This window comes from Pelagicoccus enzymogenes (genome assembly GCF_014803405.1).
GTDB lineage: Bacteria > Verrucomicrobiota > Verrucomicrobiia > Opitutales > Opitutaceae > Pelagicoccus > Pelagicoccus enzymogenes.
Genome location: NZ_JACYFG010000051.1, coordinates 490,718 through 508,242, shown reverse-complemented (window position 1 = coordinate 508,242; position 17,525 = coordinate 490,718). Strand labels below are relative to the sequence as shown.

The window sequence follows — 17,525 nt, the reverse complement described above, 5'->3', positions numbered from 1 at the left end:
AGAATTACTTACCAAACCGCTTCACGACCGATTCTACAAGGCTTTCCAAACTCGCCTCCTTCGCCTCCAGATCCACCGGCATCCCGATTTGCTTCATGGTCGCGGAGGTGATGGGACCGATGCTGATCGTCTTGGGGCGCAAAGCGTCGCCCGAAAGTTGCAGGTGCTTCGCTTGGTCGATGAAGGAACGAACCCCTGAAGAGCTAGTGAAGAGGATTCCGTCCGCTCCTTGCTCGCGAAACATCTTCGCTGCCGGGTTCTCGCTCAAGTCGGTCTGCTCCGTCTTATAAACCTCGAATCGATCCACAATGGCGCGCGCTTCCTCCAACTTGTCGAGCAGCACGTCACGGCCGAGATTGCCCGCGACCACCAGCACCTTCGCGCTGTCCAAGCTGTCCGTCGCCACCAACGCTTCCGCCAAGCTCTCCGCATTGGCTTGCTCCGGTACCAGGTCTGTGGAGACAAAGTACTTCTTTATTTCCTTAGCTGTCGACTTGCCGACCGCAGCGATGCGGAGGAAGCCGAGCGAACGGATGTCTTCAAATTTCTTGAAGAAGGCCTCGAAGAAGTAACGCACCCCATTCGGACTGGAAAATACCAACCAATCGTAGGAGGCGATTTCCGAAAATACGTCCTCCGCCGTTTTGGGATTCACGTTTCCGGAGATTGTAATCAACGGCAGGCCGATCACTTCCGCTCCGAGCTTCTCCAACATGGAACTCAATTCGCTCGCTTGCCCTTGGCTGCGGGTGACGACCAACCGACGCCCTTGCAGCGGCTTCTTTTCAAACCATGACAAATCTTCACTCATACCCGCTGTTTCTCCTACTATAATTATGGCCGGAGCCTTCAGGCCAAAAGCCTTAGCCGTTTCTGAAATCGTACCCAGCTGGCCACGACAAATGCGTTGATGCCCCATGGTCGCCCATTCGACACAGGCAACTGGCGTATCCATAGAAAAACCACCTTCCGAGAGACGCCCAGCGATCCGCGAAAGGTTAGCCACCCCCATGTAGATGCAAATCGTAGCGTTCTGCTTAGGCAAGCTTCCCCAATCCACGGTCGTATCCATCTTTTCAGGATCTTCGTGCCCGGTCACAAAGACCAGCGTCGCATTGGTATTGCGATTCGTCAGAGGAATCCCGCTGAAAGCGGACGCCCCCATCGCGGATGTGATGCCTGGCACCACTTCGAACGGAATGCCCGCTTCCGCCAAGGCAAGCGCTTCCTCGCCTCCTCGACCGAAAATAAACGGATCTCCACCTTTCAGCCGAACCACCCGCTTTCCTTCGCCCGCCTTCGCCAAGAGAATCTCTTGGATCTCCTCCTGCTTCTTGGAATGGAAGCCCTTGCGCTTTCCGACGCAAATTTGCTCGCAGCCCTCCGGAAGCAAATGGGTAAAGGCCGGGTGCACCAAATAATCGTACACCAAAACCTCCGCCGACTCGATCAGTTGCTTGGCTCGCACGGTAAGCAAGTCCGGATTTCCCGGCCCTGCCCCCACGAGATAGACGACTCCTTTAGGCATCTTTGAGTTCGAGCTGCTCGATCAGCTTAGCAGCGATTTTCTCGTAGTGAGTCGCTACATACTCTTCAGGAAGCTCACGCACTTCCTTGCCGCATTGCTTGTGGTAGATGCGTAGCTTCCCTCCGACATAGTTGACTGCGAAAGCAACCTGGCAACCACCCCCCAGCTCCTGAAGAAACGCGCGCTCCAAATTGACGGCCGTCGCCGTTTGAGGATCGAGATGCGCCGCAAACGTATCTACATCTTCCGCCCGACATTGAATTGCCACAGCCGCCTGTCCGACTGCAGGTACGCACTCGTCTAGAGTGAGCTTGCGGAAGCTGACGCCCTCCCAAGATTCGATACCAAGACGATTCAATCCAGCAGAGGCCAATACGGTCGCGTCCGCATCGCCGCGGGCGATCTTGTTCAGACGCGTATCCACATTGCCCCGGATCTCCGTGAACTCCGCCTCCGGAAAAAGGTAGCGCAGTTGGATGCGACGCCGCGGACTACCCGTCGCAATCAACTTGGGCTTCTCCACACCCTCGCGCAGGACCAAGACATCCTCGCAGGTTTGACGCGGCAAGAAACCTGCCAAAGCGAGGCCCTCCGGCATTTCAGAGGGAAGGTCCTTGGCGCTGTGCACCGCAAAGTCCGCCCTCCCCTCAAGCAAGGCGTCTTCCAGCTCCTTCGTGAACAGCCCTTTCCCGCCCTGCTTTTCTAGCGACCACTCTTGACGTTTGTCTCCGGTGGTCACCATTTTTTCGATACGGAAGATCGCGTCCGGCATTCCGCGCTCGAATAGCTCCTTGGCCAGATGAGTCTGGGCCATGGCTAACGGGCTTTTGCGCGTAGCGATGACGTATTCCCGAGCGGGCTTGATCATCCTGAGTAAGTGTTCGGCAAAAATGAAGGAGGAACCTAGCGCTCCATGGCGAGGTTGCCCGTACGCCCCAACTCGATGATTCCGAAGGATTCGATGAGATTGAGGAAGGCTTCGATCTTACCTTCGTCACCTGTGATCTCGGCTACGACATCGGAATGCGTTACGCTGATGATCTTGGCGCGGAAAAGGTCGCAGATCTGGATAATCTCGCCGCGATTCTCGGAAGTCGTCTTCAGCTTGACCATCACGAGCTCGCGGGAGACCGCCTGCCCTGTCTTGAAGTCATGCACCTCTACAACATTGATCAGCTTCTTGAGCTGCTTGGTGATCTGGTCGAGCACCGCGTCGTCGCCGCGAACCACTGCCGTGACACGGGACAACTCCGAGTCGTGAGTCGGAGCCACGTTGAGCGTGTCGATATTGAAACCGCGGCCGCTGAAGAGGCCAGCGATGCGTGCCAGTACGCCAAATTTGTTTTCTACGAGGACGGAAATGGTGTGTCGCATGAGTGATCAGGATTAAAAAAAGGGCGCCTTCTTAGCCGAGCGGTTCGGGTCATGCAAGGAGCATGTTTACCCGAACTCGATTTTCTTAAATTTTGCCTTGCCAAGCCGCATTCTCAGATTCTTATTTGCGGCCTTTCCCATCGGACGGGTAGCTCAGTTGGTTAGAGCAACTGGTTTACACCCAGTAGGTCGGGGGTTCGAGTCCCTTCCCGTCCACCATTTCTCGTTATGCGAGAAATTCGCCACCGCCTCAGGCCGTGGCTCCAATAAAAGACACGGCTTAGCAGCCAAGTTCTACTTGAAAGGCAACCTGCGTTCGCCCATGCCATTGGGGTCTTGCCCTTTCCAACATGCCTGCCGACGCCGAACCCAAACCAGACCCGATTCCCATCACGCCTTGGAAAAAGGCGATGCTCCTCGCAGTGGCCCTGCTGTTCGGCGGAACCCTCTTCGAGTACTACCGCGGCGGAATCAACGAAACAGGCGGCTGGCTCTGGCCCATGCTGTTCATTCCCCTCATTCTCTATTTGCTGGGAATCGTTTACGGCGACGTGCCTGCTCGCTACTACGACCTGAAGGTACTGAAACCCTTTCCCGTACCCTTCGCCCGCCAGTTCGACCGCTGCGTGCTCGCCATCATCGTGCTCTTCACCGGCCTCTTCCTCAATATGGTGCTGCTAGCGGTATCGGCATTCATCGGGGCAAAACTGATGCTCACCGTGTTCTACCTGCTGTACATGGTGCTCATGCTAGCGGAGCTCCCCAACTCCCTTCGCATCTTTCGCTTCATCCAACACGTCAACACCGTACAATACGTCTCCGCCATCCACCCCAACACCTTCAAGAAGGCCATCGCCTACTACTCGCCCGAACAAGACAAACTCTGCGGCGAAGAACTAGCCCGCCACCTCGCGAGCCTGTACGAAAGCCTTGTCGCGGAAGCCGAAGAACTCGTCGTCAAGGAATCCCCCCTGACCCGAGAACAGCAGATCGCCCTCAACCTCGCAGTGCGGGCAGGCGAAGCGATTCGCCGCTCGCGCATCGCAAACCAGAGCCACGAGTGCGAACGCCTGCGGGCCAACATTTTCCTCCTCGAAGCCCTGGAAGCAAAGGCTGGCCTGCAAATCCCAGAAGACGTGCAGAGCCTTCGCAATAAGATCAAAGGCATCGGCCCAGAGGCCGCTTAAAGCCTCGCAGGCCCGCAAAAAGGCACCCGAGGCCGCTCGACCCGACAAAATGGCGCCAGGAGCATCCCTAGACGACACGGTCGAGACCTCTAGCAACGCCTGAAGACGCGAAGGCACCGCACTGTTCCCGGCTCCCGGAAGGACTGGCCCCACCCGGCACCAATAGAGCAACCCGAGAGAGTCCCGCAGTCCGGACTGGCGAACCACCGACTCTGAGCTGCGACTTGAAGGCAGCCGACTGAAAACGGATAACGAACCAGCCGCCCCTTTCATGCAAAGGCGCTTACTCAATAAAAAAAAAGACCGACCTTCCACGAGGGAAAGTCGGCCAGAAAAAGGAATGAACCTTGTCGGCTAAGCCTAGAGAGCAGAGTCGCCTGCTTCGTCAGTACGGATACGGATCGCTTCCTCGAGAGGTACAACGAACACCTTGCCGTCGCCGATCTTGCCAGTCTTGGCAGACTTCACGATAGCCTCCGCAGCCTTAGAGACGATATCGTCAGGAACGGCGATCTCGATCTTAACCTTTGGAAGGAAGTCGACGGTGTACTCGCTGCCGCGGTAGATTTCCGTGTGACCCTTTTGGCGTCCGAAGCCTTTTACCTCGGTCACGGTCATACCTTCGATGCCGATTTCTGAGAGCGCTTCTTTAACCTCTTCCAACTTGAAGGGTTTGATAATGGCTACAACTAATTTCATAGGGAAATAACTTTGAGGGTTAGATTGTTTAGTACGGATTGAGTTACTTTATGCAAGTAAATGTCCTTCTTAACCTTACAGGCATTCCCTAGCGGGAAGTGATCGAGAAGTCAGGATAAGCTTCCTGACCATGCTCGCCGATGTCGAGGCCTTCGAATTCTTCTTCCTCCGAGACCCGAACTCCCATCACTGCCTTGATAGCGCCGAAGACTACGAGAGAGAAGATGAAAGCGAAAGCTCCGTAAGAAAGTGTGCCGATCAACTGCGTACCGAAGGAATGGTCAGCGTTGGTGGAGAAGATGCCTACTGCGAGGGTACCCCAAATACCGCAGATACCGTGTACAGAGATGGCACCCACTGGGTCGTCGACCTTGATCTTGTCGAAGAAGAGGATAGCGAAGACCACGAGCACACCCGCAACCAAGCCGATGATCACGGAGCTGAAAACGCCGACCGTGTCCGCTCCAGCAGTGATACCAACGAGACCCGCGAGAATACCGTTGAGAGCCATGGAGAGGTCTGGCTTCTTGAGCACGATGGCACTGGTGGCCATGGAAGCGATCGCGCCAGCGCAAGCTGCGAGAGCTGTCGTTACGAAAACGTAGGAGACGAGCAATGGATCAGCGGAGAGAACCGAACCGCCGTTGAATCCGAACCAGCCGAGGAAGAGGAGGAATACACCGATCGTAGCGAGCGGCATGCTGTGACCGAGGATTGGCTTGATCTTCCCATCCTTGGTGTACTTGCCCTTACGCGGGCCGAGGATGAGCACACAAGCCAGAGCTGCAAAACCACCGAAAGCGTGCACGATGGAAGAACCAGCGAAGTCGTAGAAGCCCATGCCGTCGAGCCAGCCACCGCCCCACTTCCAGGAGCCGGCGAGCGGGTAAGCGAATCCCACGAGGATAACCGCGAAGATCATGAAAGAGGAGAGCTTGATACGCTCAGCAACCGCACCCGAAACGATGGTTGCCGCAGTCGCCGCGAACATGGCCTGGAAGATGAAGTCCGTCCACCAGGTGTAGGCCGCATAGGCATCCGTCATGAGAGAGACGTCCGCATTGTCAGCGCCGAACCAGCTGCCCGCCGCGAAGATGCCAGCGGAATCTTCCGCGAAACCGGGGTACATCGCGTTGAATCCCCAGAACGCGTAGGTGAGCACACCCGCCGCGAGGATGAACACGTTCTTGAAGAGGATGTTAACCGTATTCTTCTGCTGAGTCAGGCCAACCTCAAGAGTCGAGAACCCGAGGTGCATGGTGAAAACCAAAGCCGCAGAAATCAGCAGCCAGAGGTTGTTAGCGGTGAATAGGGCGTAGCCTTCTGTTTCAGCAAAGGCTTCGTAGCTTTCGTAGTCAGCTGCAAAGGCCGTTGCAGCGGCCACTCCCGCCAGGGCCAATACAGATACATTTCTAAGGAGGTTTTTCATGTGGATCTATCAGTTGTTATTCAGGAATTGACGCTGCCTCGTGCAGATCAACAACCCCGAGCATTTAGCAACTGGCATGCCAGCCCCCTTTCCGCTCAAAAAAATCGCGAGTAATCCTATCAAGATCCATGAATATTATTTCTACATAGCAGCGAACTAGGTAGATCTAATGACCCGACAGAGCGACCGCGCTCAAATGTAACCGAGCAAAAAAAAGAGCCGCTCGAATTTGAGCGGCTCTTAACAAAATTTTCGCAATCAAGCTCTGTTGAGCCCGATTGACAAGGAAACGCTAGTCCTCGTCGTCAGCCAAAACCGTGGTGTCGATGTGCAGGTCCTTGAGCTGCTTTTCAGTGACCGGCGTCGGGCTGTCCGTCATGAGGCATTGCCCCTTCTGGGTCTTAGGAAAGGCGATCACGTCACGGATGCTCTTCAGGCCAGCCAAAATCATCACCAAACGGTCGAGACCGAAAGCGATGCCGCCATGCGGAGGAGCGCCGTACTTGAAGGCCTCCAGCATGTAGCCGAAGCGCTCCTCGACCACATCCTGAGGAATCTTGAGCACGTCTTCGAAGACCTTCTTCTGCACTGCCGTCTGGTGGATACGGATAGAGCCGCCACCGAGCTCGACTCCGTTGAGCACGAGATCGTAGTGCTGGCCACGCACTCGCTTCGGGTCGCTGTCGAGGTACTGCACGTCCTCCGGAACCGGAGCCGTGAACGGGTGGTGAGTCGCCGCGAAACCGCCACGCTCCTCGTCGTAGGACATGAGCGGGAACTCGATGACCCAGAGGAAATTGAACTGGTCCGCCGGAATCTCGAGACGACCGCGCTTCTTGAGCAGCTCCGCGCACTCCAAACGAGTACGGCCGAGAATCGCGCAAGCCTGCTCCCAATCGGAAGCAGCGAAAAAGACGATATCCCCTTCCTCCAAGGCAAGACGCTCGTTGAGAGCCGCCTTTTCCTCCTCGGAGAAGAACTTTACGATTGGCGACTTCCATTCGCCGCCTTCGGCTACCTTGATAAAGGCAAGGCCCTTTGCCCCTAGGGACTTGGCGGTTTCTTCGAGATTCTTCATCTCGCCTTGGGTCACGTCAGCCAAAGTCGGAGCCTTGAACGCCTTGACCACACCGCCCTTGGCCACCGTGGCCTGGAATACCTTGAAGGAGGAGTTAGCGAAGATTTCCGAGAAGTCCTGGATTTCCAAGCCGAAGCGGGTGTCAGGCTTGTCTACGCCGTAGCGGTTCATCGCGTCCTCGAAAGACATGCGGGGGAAAGGCGTCGGCAGATCGATGTCGAGCACATCCTTCCAGATCTGCTTCATCAAACCTTCCATCAGCTCGTACATGTCCTCGCGGTCGATGAAGGAGAGCTCGATATCGAGCTGGGTGAACTCCATCTGGCGATCCGCTCGCAAGTCTTCGTCACGGAAACAACGAGCGATCTGGTAGTAACGCTCCACACCCGCGACCATCAGCATTTGCTTGAACTGCTGCGGAGACTGCGGAAGCGCATAAAATTCGCCGGGGTTGATACGGCTAGGAACCAGGTACTCGCGAGCTCCTTCCGGAGTGCTCTTGAAGAGAATCGGCGTTTCCACGTCCACGAAACCGTTCGTATCCATGTAGTCGCGGATGGCCCGGGTCGTCGCGTGACGCATGCGAACCACCTTGTTCATCTTGTTGCGACGCAGGTCGAGGTAACGGTAGCGCAGGCGCATGTCCTCGTTCACCTTGTCGCCCTTGTCGTCGTCGATCGGGAAAGGAGGCGTCTCGGAAATGTTGTGGATGACCACTTCCTTGACCTGCACCTCAATCTCGCCAGTCGGCATCTTGGCGTTGGTGGTCCCTTCCGCCCGAGCTTCCACTTCGCCGCGAAACTCCACTACAGACTCAGGCTTGAGCTTGTTGATGGCTGCATTGAACTCCGCATCGTCGCTATTCGGATTCGCCTTCACTTGAGTCAGGCCTTCGCGGTCCCTGAGGTCGATGAAGAGGATGCCGCCGTGATCGCGGATGGAGTCCACCCAACCGATCAGCGATACCGATTTTCCAACGTCGCTGGAGCGAAGTTGGCCGCAATGATGTGTTCGTTTCATAGCTCTTGGAAAAAAGGGCAGCACATTGGGCAAATCCCCCCCGAGAAAGCAAACCCATTCTCCAGACGATGAAAAACCTATCAATCGCCGCGTGAGTCGCGACGTTGTTGAGTTTGGCGCAGTTGAGGCTTAGCTAAGGCAACGCGAGAGCAACCGGCAAAACGCGCCACATTATGACTATCATAATAAGAGACGAACTTCTCAATCCCCCGACTTGGTTCGCTTCCTTCCGCGACCTCACCCTCATTTGCAGCCTCAGGCTGGAGTCGGACATCCTCATAGAAAGCCTGCACGCCGACCTCTATTATAAATGGCTTCGCCCGCGGGGCGGCATGGATTTCATCGCCGACTTCGTCAGCCCGGGCTCCGAGGACGGGCTTCACATCGACATCGAGCACCAATACGCCCCATCCATCGTAGTCGACCGCATCGTCCCCGAAAATACTCACCAGCTTTTCCAAAGCATTCGCAGCGCCGTCGGAATCTAAAAAGGCGGGTTTATCAATCTGGCGACCACGCTGCTCGAGCCGAACGAGGCGGTAACGCTTGGCATCCGCTTGCAGCGGAAGGAGAAAGGACGAAAAAAGGCCGCCGAGGAAATCCGTTTCCCTCCATCCTTGACACGCCTCCCCCCTTAGCCAGTATCCGCGCATTCCTAAAAACGGGCATGTCAGATAACTTCAAAGATACCCTGAATCTTCCCAAAACCGCCTTCCCCATGAGGGCAAATCTTGGCAAGCGCGAGCCAGCCAGAGTCGAACACTGGGACAAGATTGGGTTGTATCAGAAACTGCAGGACAAAAACGCGGACAAGCCCGCCTTCCTCCTCCACGATGGACCTCCGTTCACCAACGGCGAACTCCACCTCGGACACGCCCTGAACAAGACCCTCAAGGAAATCGTCCTGCGCTACAAAGCCGCCCAGGGCTTCCGCACGCCTTACATCCCTGGTTGGGACTGCCACGGCTTGCCCATCGAGCACAAGGTCACCAAGGAACTACAGGCCGAAGGCAAGGACCTGCCTACCGCGGAGCTCCGCGACAAGTGCGACGCCTTTTCCGAGCACTGGATCGACGTGCAACGCTCCCAGTTCAAGCGACTCGGAGTGCTCGGCGACTGGGAAAACGAATACAAAACCAAGAACCCAGCCTACGAAGCGGAAATCCTCCGCACCCTCGCCTCCTTCGTCGAGCAAGACCTCGTCTACCGCTCCAAAAAACCGGTCTACTGGTCCATCCCCTGCGCCACCGCCCTCGCGGAAGCGGAAATCGAGTACAAGGACCACTCCAGCCCCTCCATCTGGGTCGCCTTCGATATTGCCGAAAAAGCTAAGTTCGGCATCGAAAAACCGCTTTCCATCGTCATCTGGACGACCACACCTTGGACCATCCCGGCCAATCTCGCCGTCGCCGTCCACCCTCGCCTCACCTACGCTTTCGTAGACACCGGCGAAAAGGTACACATCGTCGCCAAGGACCTCGCCGAGCAATTCGCCAAGGACCTTGAACTCGATGATTGGAAGATCGTGCACGAATTGCGCGGCGAAGAGCTGGAGAACGTCCAGCCCCACCACCCTTTCATCGATCGCCCGAGTCCCATCGTGCTGGCTGAATACGTCACCACCGAGTCGGGTACCGGCTGCGTTCACACCGCGCCCGGCCACGGTCAGGAGGACTACATGACCGGCCTCAAGTACGGTCTCGACATCTACTGCCCCGTCAACGACGAGGGCAAGTACGCCGACGACGGCCAAATCCCCGACTTCCTCGTCGGCGAATCTGTCCTCGAAGAAAAAGGCTGGGTCCCCGCCAACGGCAAGGTCCTCAAAGCCCTGGACGAAGCAGGAGCCCTTCTCAAAAAGAAGAAGATCAACCACAGCTACCCACACTGCTGGCGCTCCAAAACGCCCGTCATCTTCCGCGCCGTTGACCAATGGTTCGTCGCCATCGACAAGAACGACACCCGCAAAAAGGCAGTCGCCGCCATCGAGAAGGTCAAATGGATCCCGGACTGGGGCCAAAAGCGCATCACCGCCAACGTGGAAGCTCGCCCCGACTGGTGCATCAGCCGCCAACGCTCATGGGGCGTTCCCATTCCCGCATTTTACGACGAGGACGGCGAAGCCTACCTCGACGCAGCCGTCATCAAAGCCATCGCCGACAAGGTCGCCACTGCCGGAACCAACCTCTGGTACACTTCGTCCGTCGAAGAACTTCTGGACGGTATCGCTCTCCCTGAATCTTGGAACGGCAAGAAGCTCAAGGCCGGCACCGACACGCTCGACGTTTGGATCGACTCCGGCTCCAGCCATTTCTCCGTCCTACAAGGCGAGAACGGCCTCGGTTGGCCCTGCGATCTCTATCTAGAGGGAAGCGACCAGCATCGCGGCTGGTTCCAATCTTCCCTTTGGACCGGCGTCATCCGCTCCGGTGGAGCTCCCTACAAGAGCATCCTCACACACGGCTTCCTCGTAAACCAGGACGGATCCAAGCTCTCCAAGAGCGACGGAGCCATGACCCTGATGCACTACATGGACAAGTTCGGCTCCGACGTGGTACGCCTCTGGGTCGCTTCCACCGACTTCCGAGCCGACATCGGCATATCCGAGCAAATCCTCGCCGGCGTGGGCGACGCCTACCGCTTGTTCCGCAACACTTTCCGCTTCCAGCTCTCGAATCTCTACGACTTCGACTACGAGAAGGACGCCCTCAAAATAGACGAACTTCACGAGCTTGACCGTTGGGCTGTGCACAAGGTCGGCGAACTCGCCGAAGCCGTCGAAAAGGCCTACGACAACTACGAGTTCCACAAGGTCTACCAGCTCTGCAACCAGTTCGCGTCCGTTACCCTCTCCTCCCTGTACCACGACATCCTGAAGGATCGCCTTTACACGCTGGCCGCCGACGCTCCCCTGCGCCGCTCCTCGCAGACTGCGATCTACCACATCTTCAAGACCCTCGTCCGCTTGATGGGACCGGTAATCCCGTTCACAACCGACGAGGCATGGTCTTACTTCACCGCCGGCGAGGACTTCACCGAAGACGCCCTCGTCCTGCAAGACTGGCCATCGGATGCCAAGGAATGGCAAGACGTTAACCTGGCAGACGACTTCGTCGAGCTCTTCGCCTTCCGCGACCAGGTGAACGAAAAACTCGAAGCACTTCGCTCCGCAGGTGAAATCGGACGGTCCCTTGACGCGTTCGTGACCATCTCCGGCGATCCCAAAGCGGAAAACTACCTCCGCCTCGATCGCTACCAACACATTCTCGAGGAACTCCTCATCGTCTCTCAAGTCGAACTCGCGGCCGTCGATGGCTCCGAGCTAACGGCTTCTGCAGAAAAAGCTAGCGGCGGCCGCTGCCCTCGCTGCTGGAGATGGGAACCGCAACTTAACAACGGAACCGACAACGAGCGCACATGCTCACGCTGCGACCAAGCCTTAAAGAAAGCCTGATATCAAATGCCCGAAAAGAAGACCTCCGCCAAAAAAGCCGCCAAGAAAGTAGCCAACAAAGCAGCTAAGAAAAAGTCAGCTGCAGCGTCAGGCGGCTTTTCGCTCGACGATGCGCTCGCAGTAGCCAGCACTCGCGGCGAAGAAGAATCCCAAAGCAAGGCGGACATCGCGGCTAAGGAAAAGGCTCGCAAGGCCCTCGAGGAAGCAGAAGCCAAGAAGCAAAAGCAAAGCTTCGGCGCCGCCTCCCTCGCCGACATTCTCGGCTACAACCCCGCAGCCCCCGCCCAGGAAACAAAGAAGCGCGACGCCAGCAAGGTGCCCGCCGACCTGAAAGTTTTCTACGATCTGCTGATCGAGCTGCGCGACCACGTGAAGCACGGGCTCAACGCCCACGCTGAAGAAACGCTCAAGCGCTCCAGCAAGGACGACGCAGGCGACCTCTCCGGCTACAGCCAACACATGGCCGACGCCGGCACCGATACCTTCGACCGCGACTTCGCCCTCAGCATGGTGTCTTCCGAGCAAGATGCCTTGCACGAAATCGAAGCCGCTATCGACCGCATCTTCGCCGGCACCTACGGGATCTGCGAAATGACCGGAAAGCGCATCCGCGACGAGCGACTCATGGCCGTTCCCTTCACGCGCTACTCGATGAAGACCCAAGAGCAGATCGAGAAGAACACCTTCCGCACCCGAGCCCAAGCGGGCGGCGTCTTCGCTGACGCATCCTCGGAAGATTCGCTCAACTACGGCTCCGACGACGACGACAACTAGTACGCCCCGCGTGTCCAAGTTTTCCAAATACAGGCTGCTGCTCATCTTGGCAGCAGCCGTTTTGTTTCTCGACCAAGCCACGAAGCTTTGGGTCGTATACACCTTGCCCGAAGGCTCCTTCTGGGAGCCTCAACGCATCGACGTCATCAGCGGTTTTTTCCACATCGTGCACGTCACGAACACGGGGGCAGCATGGTCCATGTTCTCTGGATACACATGGCCGCTCACCGCGGTTGGCTTCGTGGTCCTTGGCTTCCTCTATTTTTTCCGCAAGGCGCTCGAGCTCGACAAGCCAAAGATACAGCTCGGCTACGGGCTCATCATCGGCGGGATCATCGGCAACATGATCGACCGTATACGTATCCAAAAAGTGATAGACTTCCTAGACTTCCAATTCGGAGACTACCACTTCCCTAGTTTCAATATTGCCGACTCGGGAATCACCGTCGGCGTGATCCTCTACATCTGGTTTTCCTTCCGCCAAGAGAAAGAAAATTAGAACGGAGCACCCGCCCCAGTCCCCGTCGCGCCCTATTCCACGTTCGCGACTTGCTCGCGAATCCGTTCCAGCTCGTTCTTCATCTCGAGGACCAAGCGCGATACTTCGATGGAGCTCGCCTTGCTTCCGCTGGTATTGATCTCGCGCCCAACTTCCTGCAGCAGGAACTCCAAGGGACGCCCCACCGGCTCTTCCTTTGCGATCAGTTCCGCGAACTGCTCAAAATGGCTGTCCAAGCGAGTGATCTCCTCCGAAATGTCGCAGCGGTCCGCGAAGAGAGCGATTTCGCGCAAAACGCGGTCGTCGTTCACGTCCAACTCTAGGCCGCCTTGCTCGAGCCGAGCCAAAAGGTTTTCGCGATACTTGGCGACCATGCCGGGCGCCTGCTCCTTGATCTGCGCAACGAGCGTCACCATATTTTGGCGACGAGACTCGAGATCGGCCTTCAAGGCTGCCCCTTCCTTTTCCCTCATCTCGACGAGTTCCTTGAGGGCCGTATCCACCGCTTGAAACAAAAGCTTTTCCGCAGTCTTTTCCGGTAGGCCTGCATCCTCTTTTTCCAGCAGACGCGAAACCTGCACCAGCAAGTCCGCATCCACCTTGAAATCAGCCCCGTGACGGCCCGCAATCGCCTGCAGACGTTCGATGGCTGCGTCAATTTGCTCGTCGCTCGGAAGGCCTCCGCTGGCGGCGCCGTCCTGGCTGACATCGAGAGAAAACTGGAAACGTCCTCGAGCTGCGACTTCTCGTACCCGCTCCTGCACCTGGCGGTCTAGCTGCTGCAACTCCTTGGGCAAAGAGCACACCACTTCCAGGTTCTTGCGGTTCACCGAACTCACGCGCAGCGATACCACAACCCCATCCGCCGCCACCTCGCAGCGGCCAAATCCAGTCATGCTCCTCATACTAACAAATAACTAAGAATGCCATTAACCACAGATCTCTCAGATTAACTCCGACCGAACCGAGAGATCCCACTTCAGAATACTCTCAGAGATCTGCGTAATCTGAGGTAAAAGATTCACACGTCCGCCCCGAACATTTTTGCGACTTGATTCACGTCCTTGTCGCCGCGACCGCTCAAGCTCATCACCAAGATCTTGTCCTTGTCCATTTCAGGAGCCCGCTTGAGCACGTAGGCCAGCGCATGGCTCGACTCCAAGGCTGGAATAATCCCCTCGGTACGGCTCAATGTCTTGAATGCCTCCAGCACGTCCTCGTCCGTGGCATAAGCGTATTCGATTCGCCCCGTGTCTCGGTAGTAGGCGTGCTCCGGTCCAATCGCCGCGTAGTCAAGGCCCGCCGAGATGGAATGCGTCAGCTCGATCTGACCATCCGGGTTTTGCAAAATGTAAGTTTTGGATCCCTGCAAGACGCCGAGGCGTCCGCCTTCGAAACGTGCCGCGTGCTCGCCGAGCTTGATACCGTGACCGCCGGCCTCCACGCCGACCATCCGCACTCCATCTTCGTCGAGGAAATCGTAGAACAGTCCGATCGCGTTGCTGCCGCCGCCCACGCAGGCTACGAGCTCGTCGGGAAGACGACCTTCCTTTTGGAGGATTTCCTTGCGAGTCTCTTCGCCAATGATCTTGTGGAAGTCTCGCACCATCATGGGGTACGGGTGAGCGCCCAAGGCCGATCCTAGGATGTAGTGCGTGTCGCGAACGTTGGTAACCCAGTCTCGCATCGCCTCGTTGACCGCGTCCTTCAAAGTCTTCTGTCCGCTTTCCACCCCGCGAACCTCCGCTCCGCACAGCTCCATGCGAAAGACGTTGAGCTTTTGGCGCTCCATGTCGACCGCCCCCATGTAAACCACGCATTCGAGACCGAAGTGAGCGCAAACAGTAGCCGTCGCCACCCCGTGCTGGCCCGCGCCCGTCTCCGCGATCACCCGCTTCTTGCCCATGCGTTTCGCCAACAAAGCCTGCCCGATCGCGTTGTTGATCTTGTGAGCTCCGGTGTGCAACAGGTCCTCCCGCTTGAGGTAAATCTTGGCCCCTCCGAGTTCTCGAGTGAGGTTCTCCGCGAAGTAAAGCCCCGTTGGACGGCCGGCAAATTCCTTCAAGTAGTGAGCCAGTTCTGCCTGAAACTCTGGGTCCTTCTTGGCCACCTCATACTCCTTGGTCAGGTCCTCCAAGGCAGTGACCAAGGTTTCGGGCACGTAACTGCCGCCAAACTGGCCAAAGCGCCCGCGTTGGTCGGGCAAAGCTGACTTGTCGATAGAAGTGTTCGGGCTCGCGCTCATGGGTGCATCGAATGCGTAGCCCCTCGTCTAAGCAACCTGAAAAATTGTACGCGTTTTTCCACCTATTTTGCCAAGCGAGACCTTCCTCTCCCCAATCCGGAGGCCTGCTCCCACGTAGTTAAACCCACAATACAGAAAAAACAGCCCCTTGCCTGGAATAAGAACCAAGGCCTTCCCCTCTCTTAATCGGCGCCGGGCAATGAAGCCCTTCTACAAGATCGATCTGAAACAACTCGTCTCAGTATCACACATGTACAAATTAACACGCACCCTATCCCGGGCCGCAGTTCGCGGCCTAGCCGCCGCTGCCTGCTTCGCCGCCGTCAGCGCCCACGCCATCAACTTGAAGATCAAGGTCGAAAACTTGAGCGAGCCGGGCGGACTCTGGCTCACCCCGTTCTTCCTCGGCTTCCACGACGGAGGCTTCGACCTGTTCGAGGCAGGATCCGCAGCTTCGCCGGGGCTCGAGATGCTAGCGGAAGACGGAGTTCCTAGCGGGCTCGCTTCGGAAATCGCCCCCTACGGTCACAGCGCCGTACTCACGGGAAGCGACGGTCCTCCAGGAGTCCTCTTCGCGCCGGGAAGCATGGCCTACACCCTGCTCAGCCTGAACCCGGGCTCCAGCCTCTACTTCAATTTCGCCTCCATGGTGATCCCTTCTAACGACGCCTTCCTTGGAAACGACATGGCCCATATGCTTTTCGACGGAAGCGGAAACTTCACCGGCAACATTTCCTTCGACCTCTACGGCCGCAACGTATGGGACGCCGGGACGGAAGCCAACGACACCTTTGGGGCCGCCTTCTCCACCCTCGGCGGAACAGGCACCCCCACCTCCCTCACCGTGGAGCAACACGGAGGCTTGGTTAATTTCGAAGGATCGCAGCTGCCAGCCGGGCTCGGGACACTCAACACCACCTTCGGCAGCGACACGCCCTTAGCTCGCATCTCAGTCGAGCAAGTGCCTGACTCGACACAGTACATAGGACTTATGGGAGCAATCGCCCTGATCGGTTTCCGCTACGCGAGCAAACGACGCATGGGCCAATCCAAAGCCTAGCAGGCAAGCGAACCGAAAAATCTCGCCGGCGACCTCAGAATCGAGGTCGCCTTTTTCTGTAGCGCGTATCTGCTCCCTCTGCTTGCCGCCCCGCAACAAGCGTCGAGCAATGCGCCCGGTTGCGATCCCAAATTACCTCTTCACTCTTCAGGATTCACGCTCCACTCTCCTCCCATGGATCCTGTTAGCCAAGGCGTGCTCGGCGCTGTCGCCGCCATCTCCGTCGCCAAACCAACGCACTCCCGCATCGCCGCGCTCGTCGGAGCTGCCGGAGGCATGCTGGCCGACCTCGACATTCTCATCTCCTCGAGCGCGGATCCGCTGCTGAACATCGAGTACCATCGCCACTTCAGCCATTCCTTGAGCTTTATTCCATTCGGCGGCTTGCTCGTCGCGCTGGCATTCTTTCCCTTCCTTCGTCGGCGTATTCCTCCGGCGCGACTCTACCTATATTCAACAATCGGATACGCCACCGCCGGACTGCTCGACGCTTGCACGAGCTACGGAACCCAGTTGCTGTGGCCCTTTTCCGACCTGAGAGTTTCGTGGAGCATCATTTCCATCATCGATCCACTCTTCACAATCCCCCTGCTCGCGCTGGCTCTCTTTTCCGCATTCAAGAACCGCCCCCTCTTCGGAAAGGCCGCTGCTTGCTATGCCCTCGCCTACCTTAGCCTAGGGATCGCTCAAAACCTAAGGGCCAGCTCCTACCAGCGCGAGCTCATCGACCAGCGGGGACACCGCTCCGCCACCCGGCTAACCGTCAAGCCCTCCATCGCCAACCTCCTGCTCTGGCGCAGCGTCTATCTCTACGAGGGGCAGTACTTTGTCGACGCGGTACGCGTTGGTTTCCTCAGCCCCAACAAAACCTATCCTGGAACCCAACTGCCCGCCTTCGATCTTTCCGCAGCCCTGGCGAACCTCCCTCCGGATTCGCCCCTCGCTTCCGACCTCCGTCGCTTCGACCACTTTTCCGAGGGCTACCTAGCCTCCTTGCCAAGCGAGCCCAGCTACGTCACCGACCTCCGCTACGCGGCCGTTCCCAATTCCATCGCCCCCCTCTGGGGCTTGAACCTCGCCCAAATAAACGAAGCTGGCCACGCAGCCTTCGAACCCCGGCGGAACGTAAGCGAAGCCGACCGCGAGGACCTCCTCAAAATGCTGAAGGGAGAATAGGT

General features: G+C 57.4%; 15 protein-coding genes and 1 tRNA gene. 8 read left to right on the top strand and 8 right to left on the bottom strand.

The window, feature by feature from the left end:
* Positions 1-4: 4 nt before the first annotated feature.
* The 3 genes from cobA to ilvN are packed head-to-tail and all read right to left on the bottom strand — an operon-like array spanning position 5 to position 2,902.
* Positions 5-1,528 carry a uroporphyrinogen-III C-methyltransferase gene (cobA, locus tag IEN85_RS20960; protein ID WP_191619057.1) on the bottom strand — a complete coding sequence of 508 codons (1,524 nt, stop codon included), beginning with the start codon at positions 1,526-1,528 and terminating at the stop codon, positions 5-7.
* On the bottom strand, positions 1,521-2,396 hold the full coding sequence (gene hemC / locus IEN85_RS20955) for a hydroxymethylbilane synthase (RefSeq protein WP_191619056.1): 876 nt from the start codon (positions 2,394-2,396) through the stop codon (positions 1,521-1,523). Before hemC ends, cobA begins: the two co-directional genes overlap by 8 nt.
* Positions 2,397-2,431: 35 nt before the next feature.
* Positions 2,432-2,902, bottom strand: a complete 471-nt coding sequence (gene ilvN / locus IEN85_RS20950; protein WP_191619055.1) for an acetolactate synthase small subunit — start codon at positions 2,900-2,902, stop codon at positions 2,432-2,434.
* A gap of 142 nt (positions 2,903-3,044) precedes the next feature.
* Between ilvN and IEN85_RS20945 the strand changes: the two genes are divergently transcribed.
* Together IEN85_RS20945 and IEN85_RS20940 are read left to right on the top strand one after the other, a co-directional pair.
* Positions 3,045-3,121: transfer RNA gene (locus IEN85_RS20945), tRNA-Val, on the top strand.
* 131 nt (positions 3,122-3,252) lie between these two features.
* Entirely contained in the window at positions 3,253-4,089 is an 837-nt protein-coding gene (locus IEN85_RS20940) for a hypothetical protein (RefSeq protein ID WP_191619054.1), read from the top strand.
* A 360-nt stretch (positions 4,090-4,449) separates the two neighbouring features.
* Here IEN85_RS20940 and IEN85_RS20935 read toward each other — a convergent pair whose 3' ends face one another.
* From IEN85_RS20935 to aspS, 3 genes are all read right to left on the bottom strand, one after another.
* A complete protein-coding gene (locus tag IEN85_RS20935) occupies positions 4,450-4,788 on the bottom strand; it encodes a P-II family nitrogen regulator (RefSeq protein ID WP_191619053.1) in 339 nt (112 codons plus the stop codon).
* An 88-nt stretch (positions 4,789-4,876) separates the two neighbouring features.
* On the bottom strand, positions 4,877-6,217 hold the full coding sequence (locus IEN85_RS20930; RefSeq protein WP_191619052.1) for an ammonium transporter: 1,341 nt from the start codon (positions 6,215-6,217) through the stop codon (positions 4,877-4,879).
* Between the two features lie 292 nt (positions 6,218-6,509).
* Positions 6,510-8,315, bottom strand: a complete 1,806-nt coding sequence (gene aspS / locus IEN85_RS20925) for an aspartate--tRNA ligase (protein ID WP_191619051.1) — start codon at positions 8,313-8,315, stop codon at positions 6,510-6,512.
* Between the two features lie 173 nt (positions 8,316-8,488).
* Between aspS and IEN85_RS20920 the strand changes: the two genes are divergently transcribed.
* The 4 genes from IEN85_RS20920 to lspA all read left to right on the top strand — a co-directional run bounded on the left by IEN85_RS20920 (position 8,489) and on the right by lspA (position 13,042).
* Positions 8,489-8,803 carry a hypothetical protein gene (locus tag IEN85_RS20920; RefSeq protein ID WP_191619050.1) on the top strand — a complete coding sequence of 105 codons (315 nt, stop codon included), beginning with the start codon at positions 8,489-8,491 and terminating at the stop codon, positions 8,801-8,803.
* 179 nt (positions 8,804-8,982) lie between these two features.
* Complete coding sequence (gene ileS / locus IEN85_RS20915) at positions 8,983-11,769, top strand: isoleucine--tRNA ligase (protein ID WP_191619049.1); 2,787 nt, start codon at positions 8,983-8,985, stop codon at positions 11,767-11,769.
* Positions 11,770-11,775: 6 nt separating this feature from the next.
* On the top strand, positions 11,776-12,543 hold the full coding sequence (locus IEN85_RS20910; RefSeq protein WP_191619048.1) for a TraR/DksA family transcriptional regulator: 768 nt from the start codon (positions 11,776-11,778) through the stop codon (positions 12,541-12,543).
* Positions 12,544-12,553: 10 nt separating this feature from the next.
* Positions 12,554-13,042, top strand: a complete 489-nt coding sequence (gene lspA, locus IEN85_RS20905) for a signal peptidase II (RefSeq protein WP_191619047.1) — start codon at positions 12,554-12,556, stop codon at positions 13,040-13,042.
* Between the two features lie 32 nt (positions 13,043-13,074).
* Here lspA and IEN85_RS20900 read toward each other — a convergent pair whose 3' ends face one another.
* Both IEN85_RS20900 and trpB read right to left on the bottom strand, forming a co-directional pair.
* Positions 13,075-13,947, bottom strand: coding sequence for a YicC/YloC family endoribonuclease (locus IEN85_RS20900; protein ID WP_191619046.1), 873 nt, complete (start codon positions 13,945-13,947; stop codon positions 13,075-13,077).
* A 116-nt stretch (positions 13,948-14,063) separates the two neighbouring features.
* Positions 14,064-15,287: a tryptophan synthase subunit beta gene (trpB, locus tag IEN85_RS20895; protein ID WP_191619045.1), complete on the bottom strand. Its 1,224-nt coding sequence runs from the start codon at positions 15,285-15,287 to the stop codon at positions 14,064-14,066.
* 250 nt (positions 15,288-15,537) lie between these two features.
* On the opposite strand from trpB, the gene IEN85_RS20890 reads away from it, so the two are divergent.
* Both IEN85_RS20890 and IEN85_RS20885 read left to right on the top strand, forming a co-directional pair.
* Positions 15,538-16,347: a spondin domain-containing protein gene (locus IEN85_RS20890; protein ID WP_191619044.1), complete on the top strand. Its 810-nt coding sequence runs from the start codon at positions 15,538-15,540 to the stop codon at positions 16,345-16,347.
* Between the two features lie 174 nt (positions 16,348-16,521).
* Positions 16,522-17,523 (top strand): metal-dependent hydrolase, encoded by a 1,002-nt coding sequence (locus IEN85_RS20885; RefSeq protein ID WP_191619043.1) that lies wholly within the window; start codon positions 16,522-16,524, stop codon positions 17,521-17,523.
* Positions 17,524-17,525: the final 2 nt, after the last annotated feature.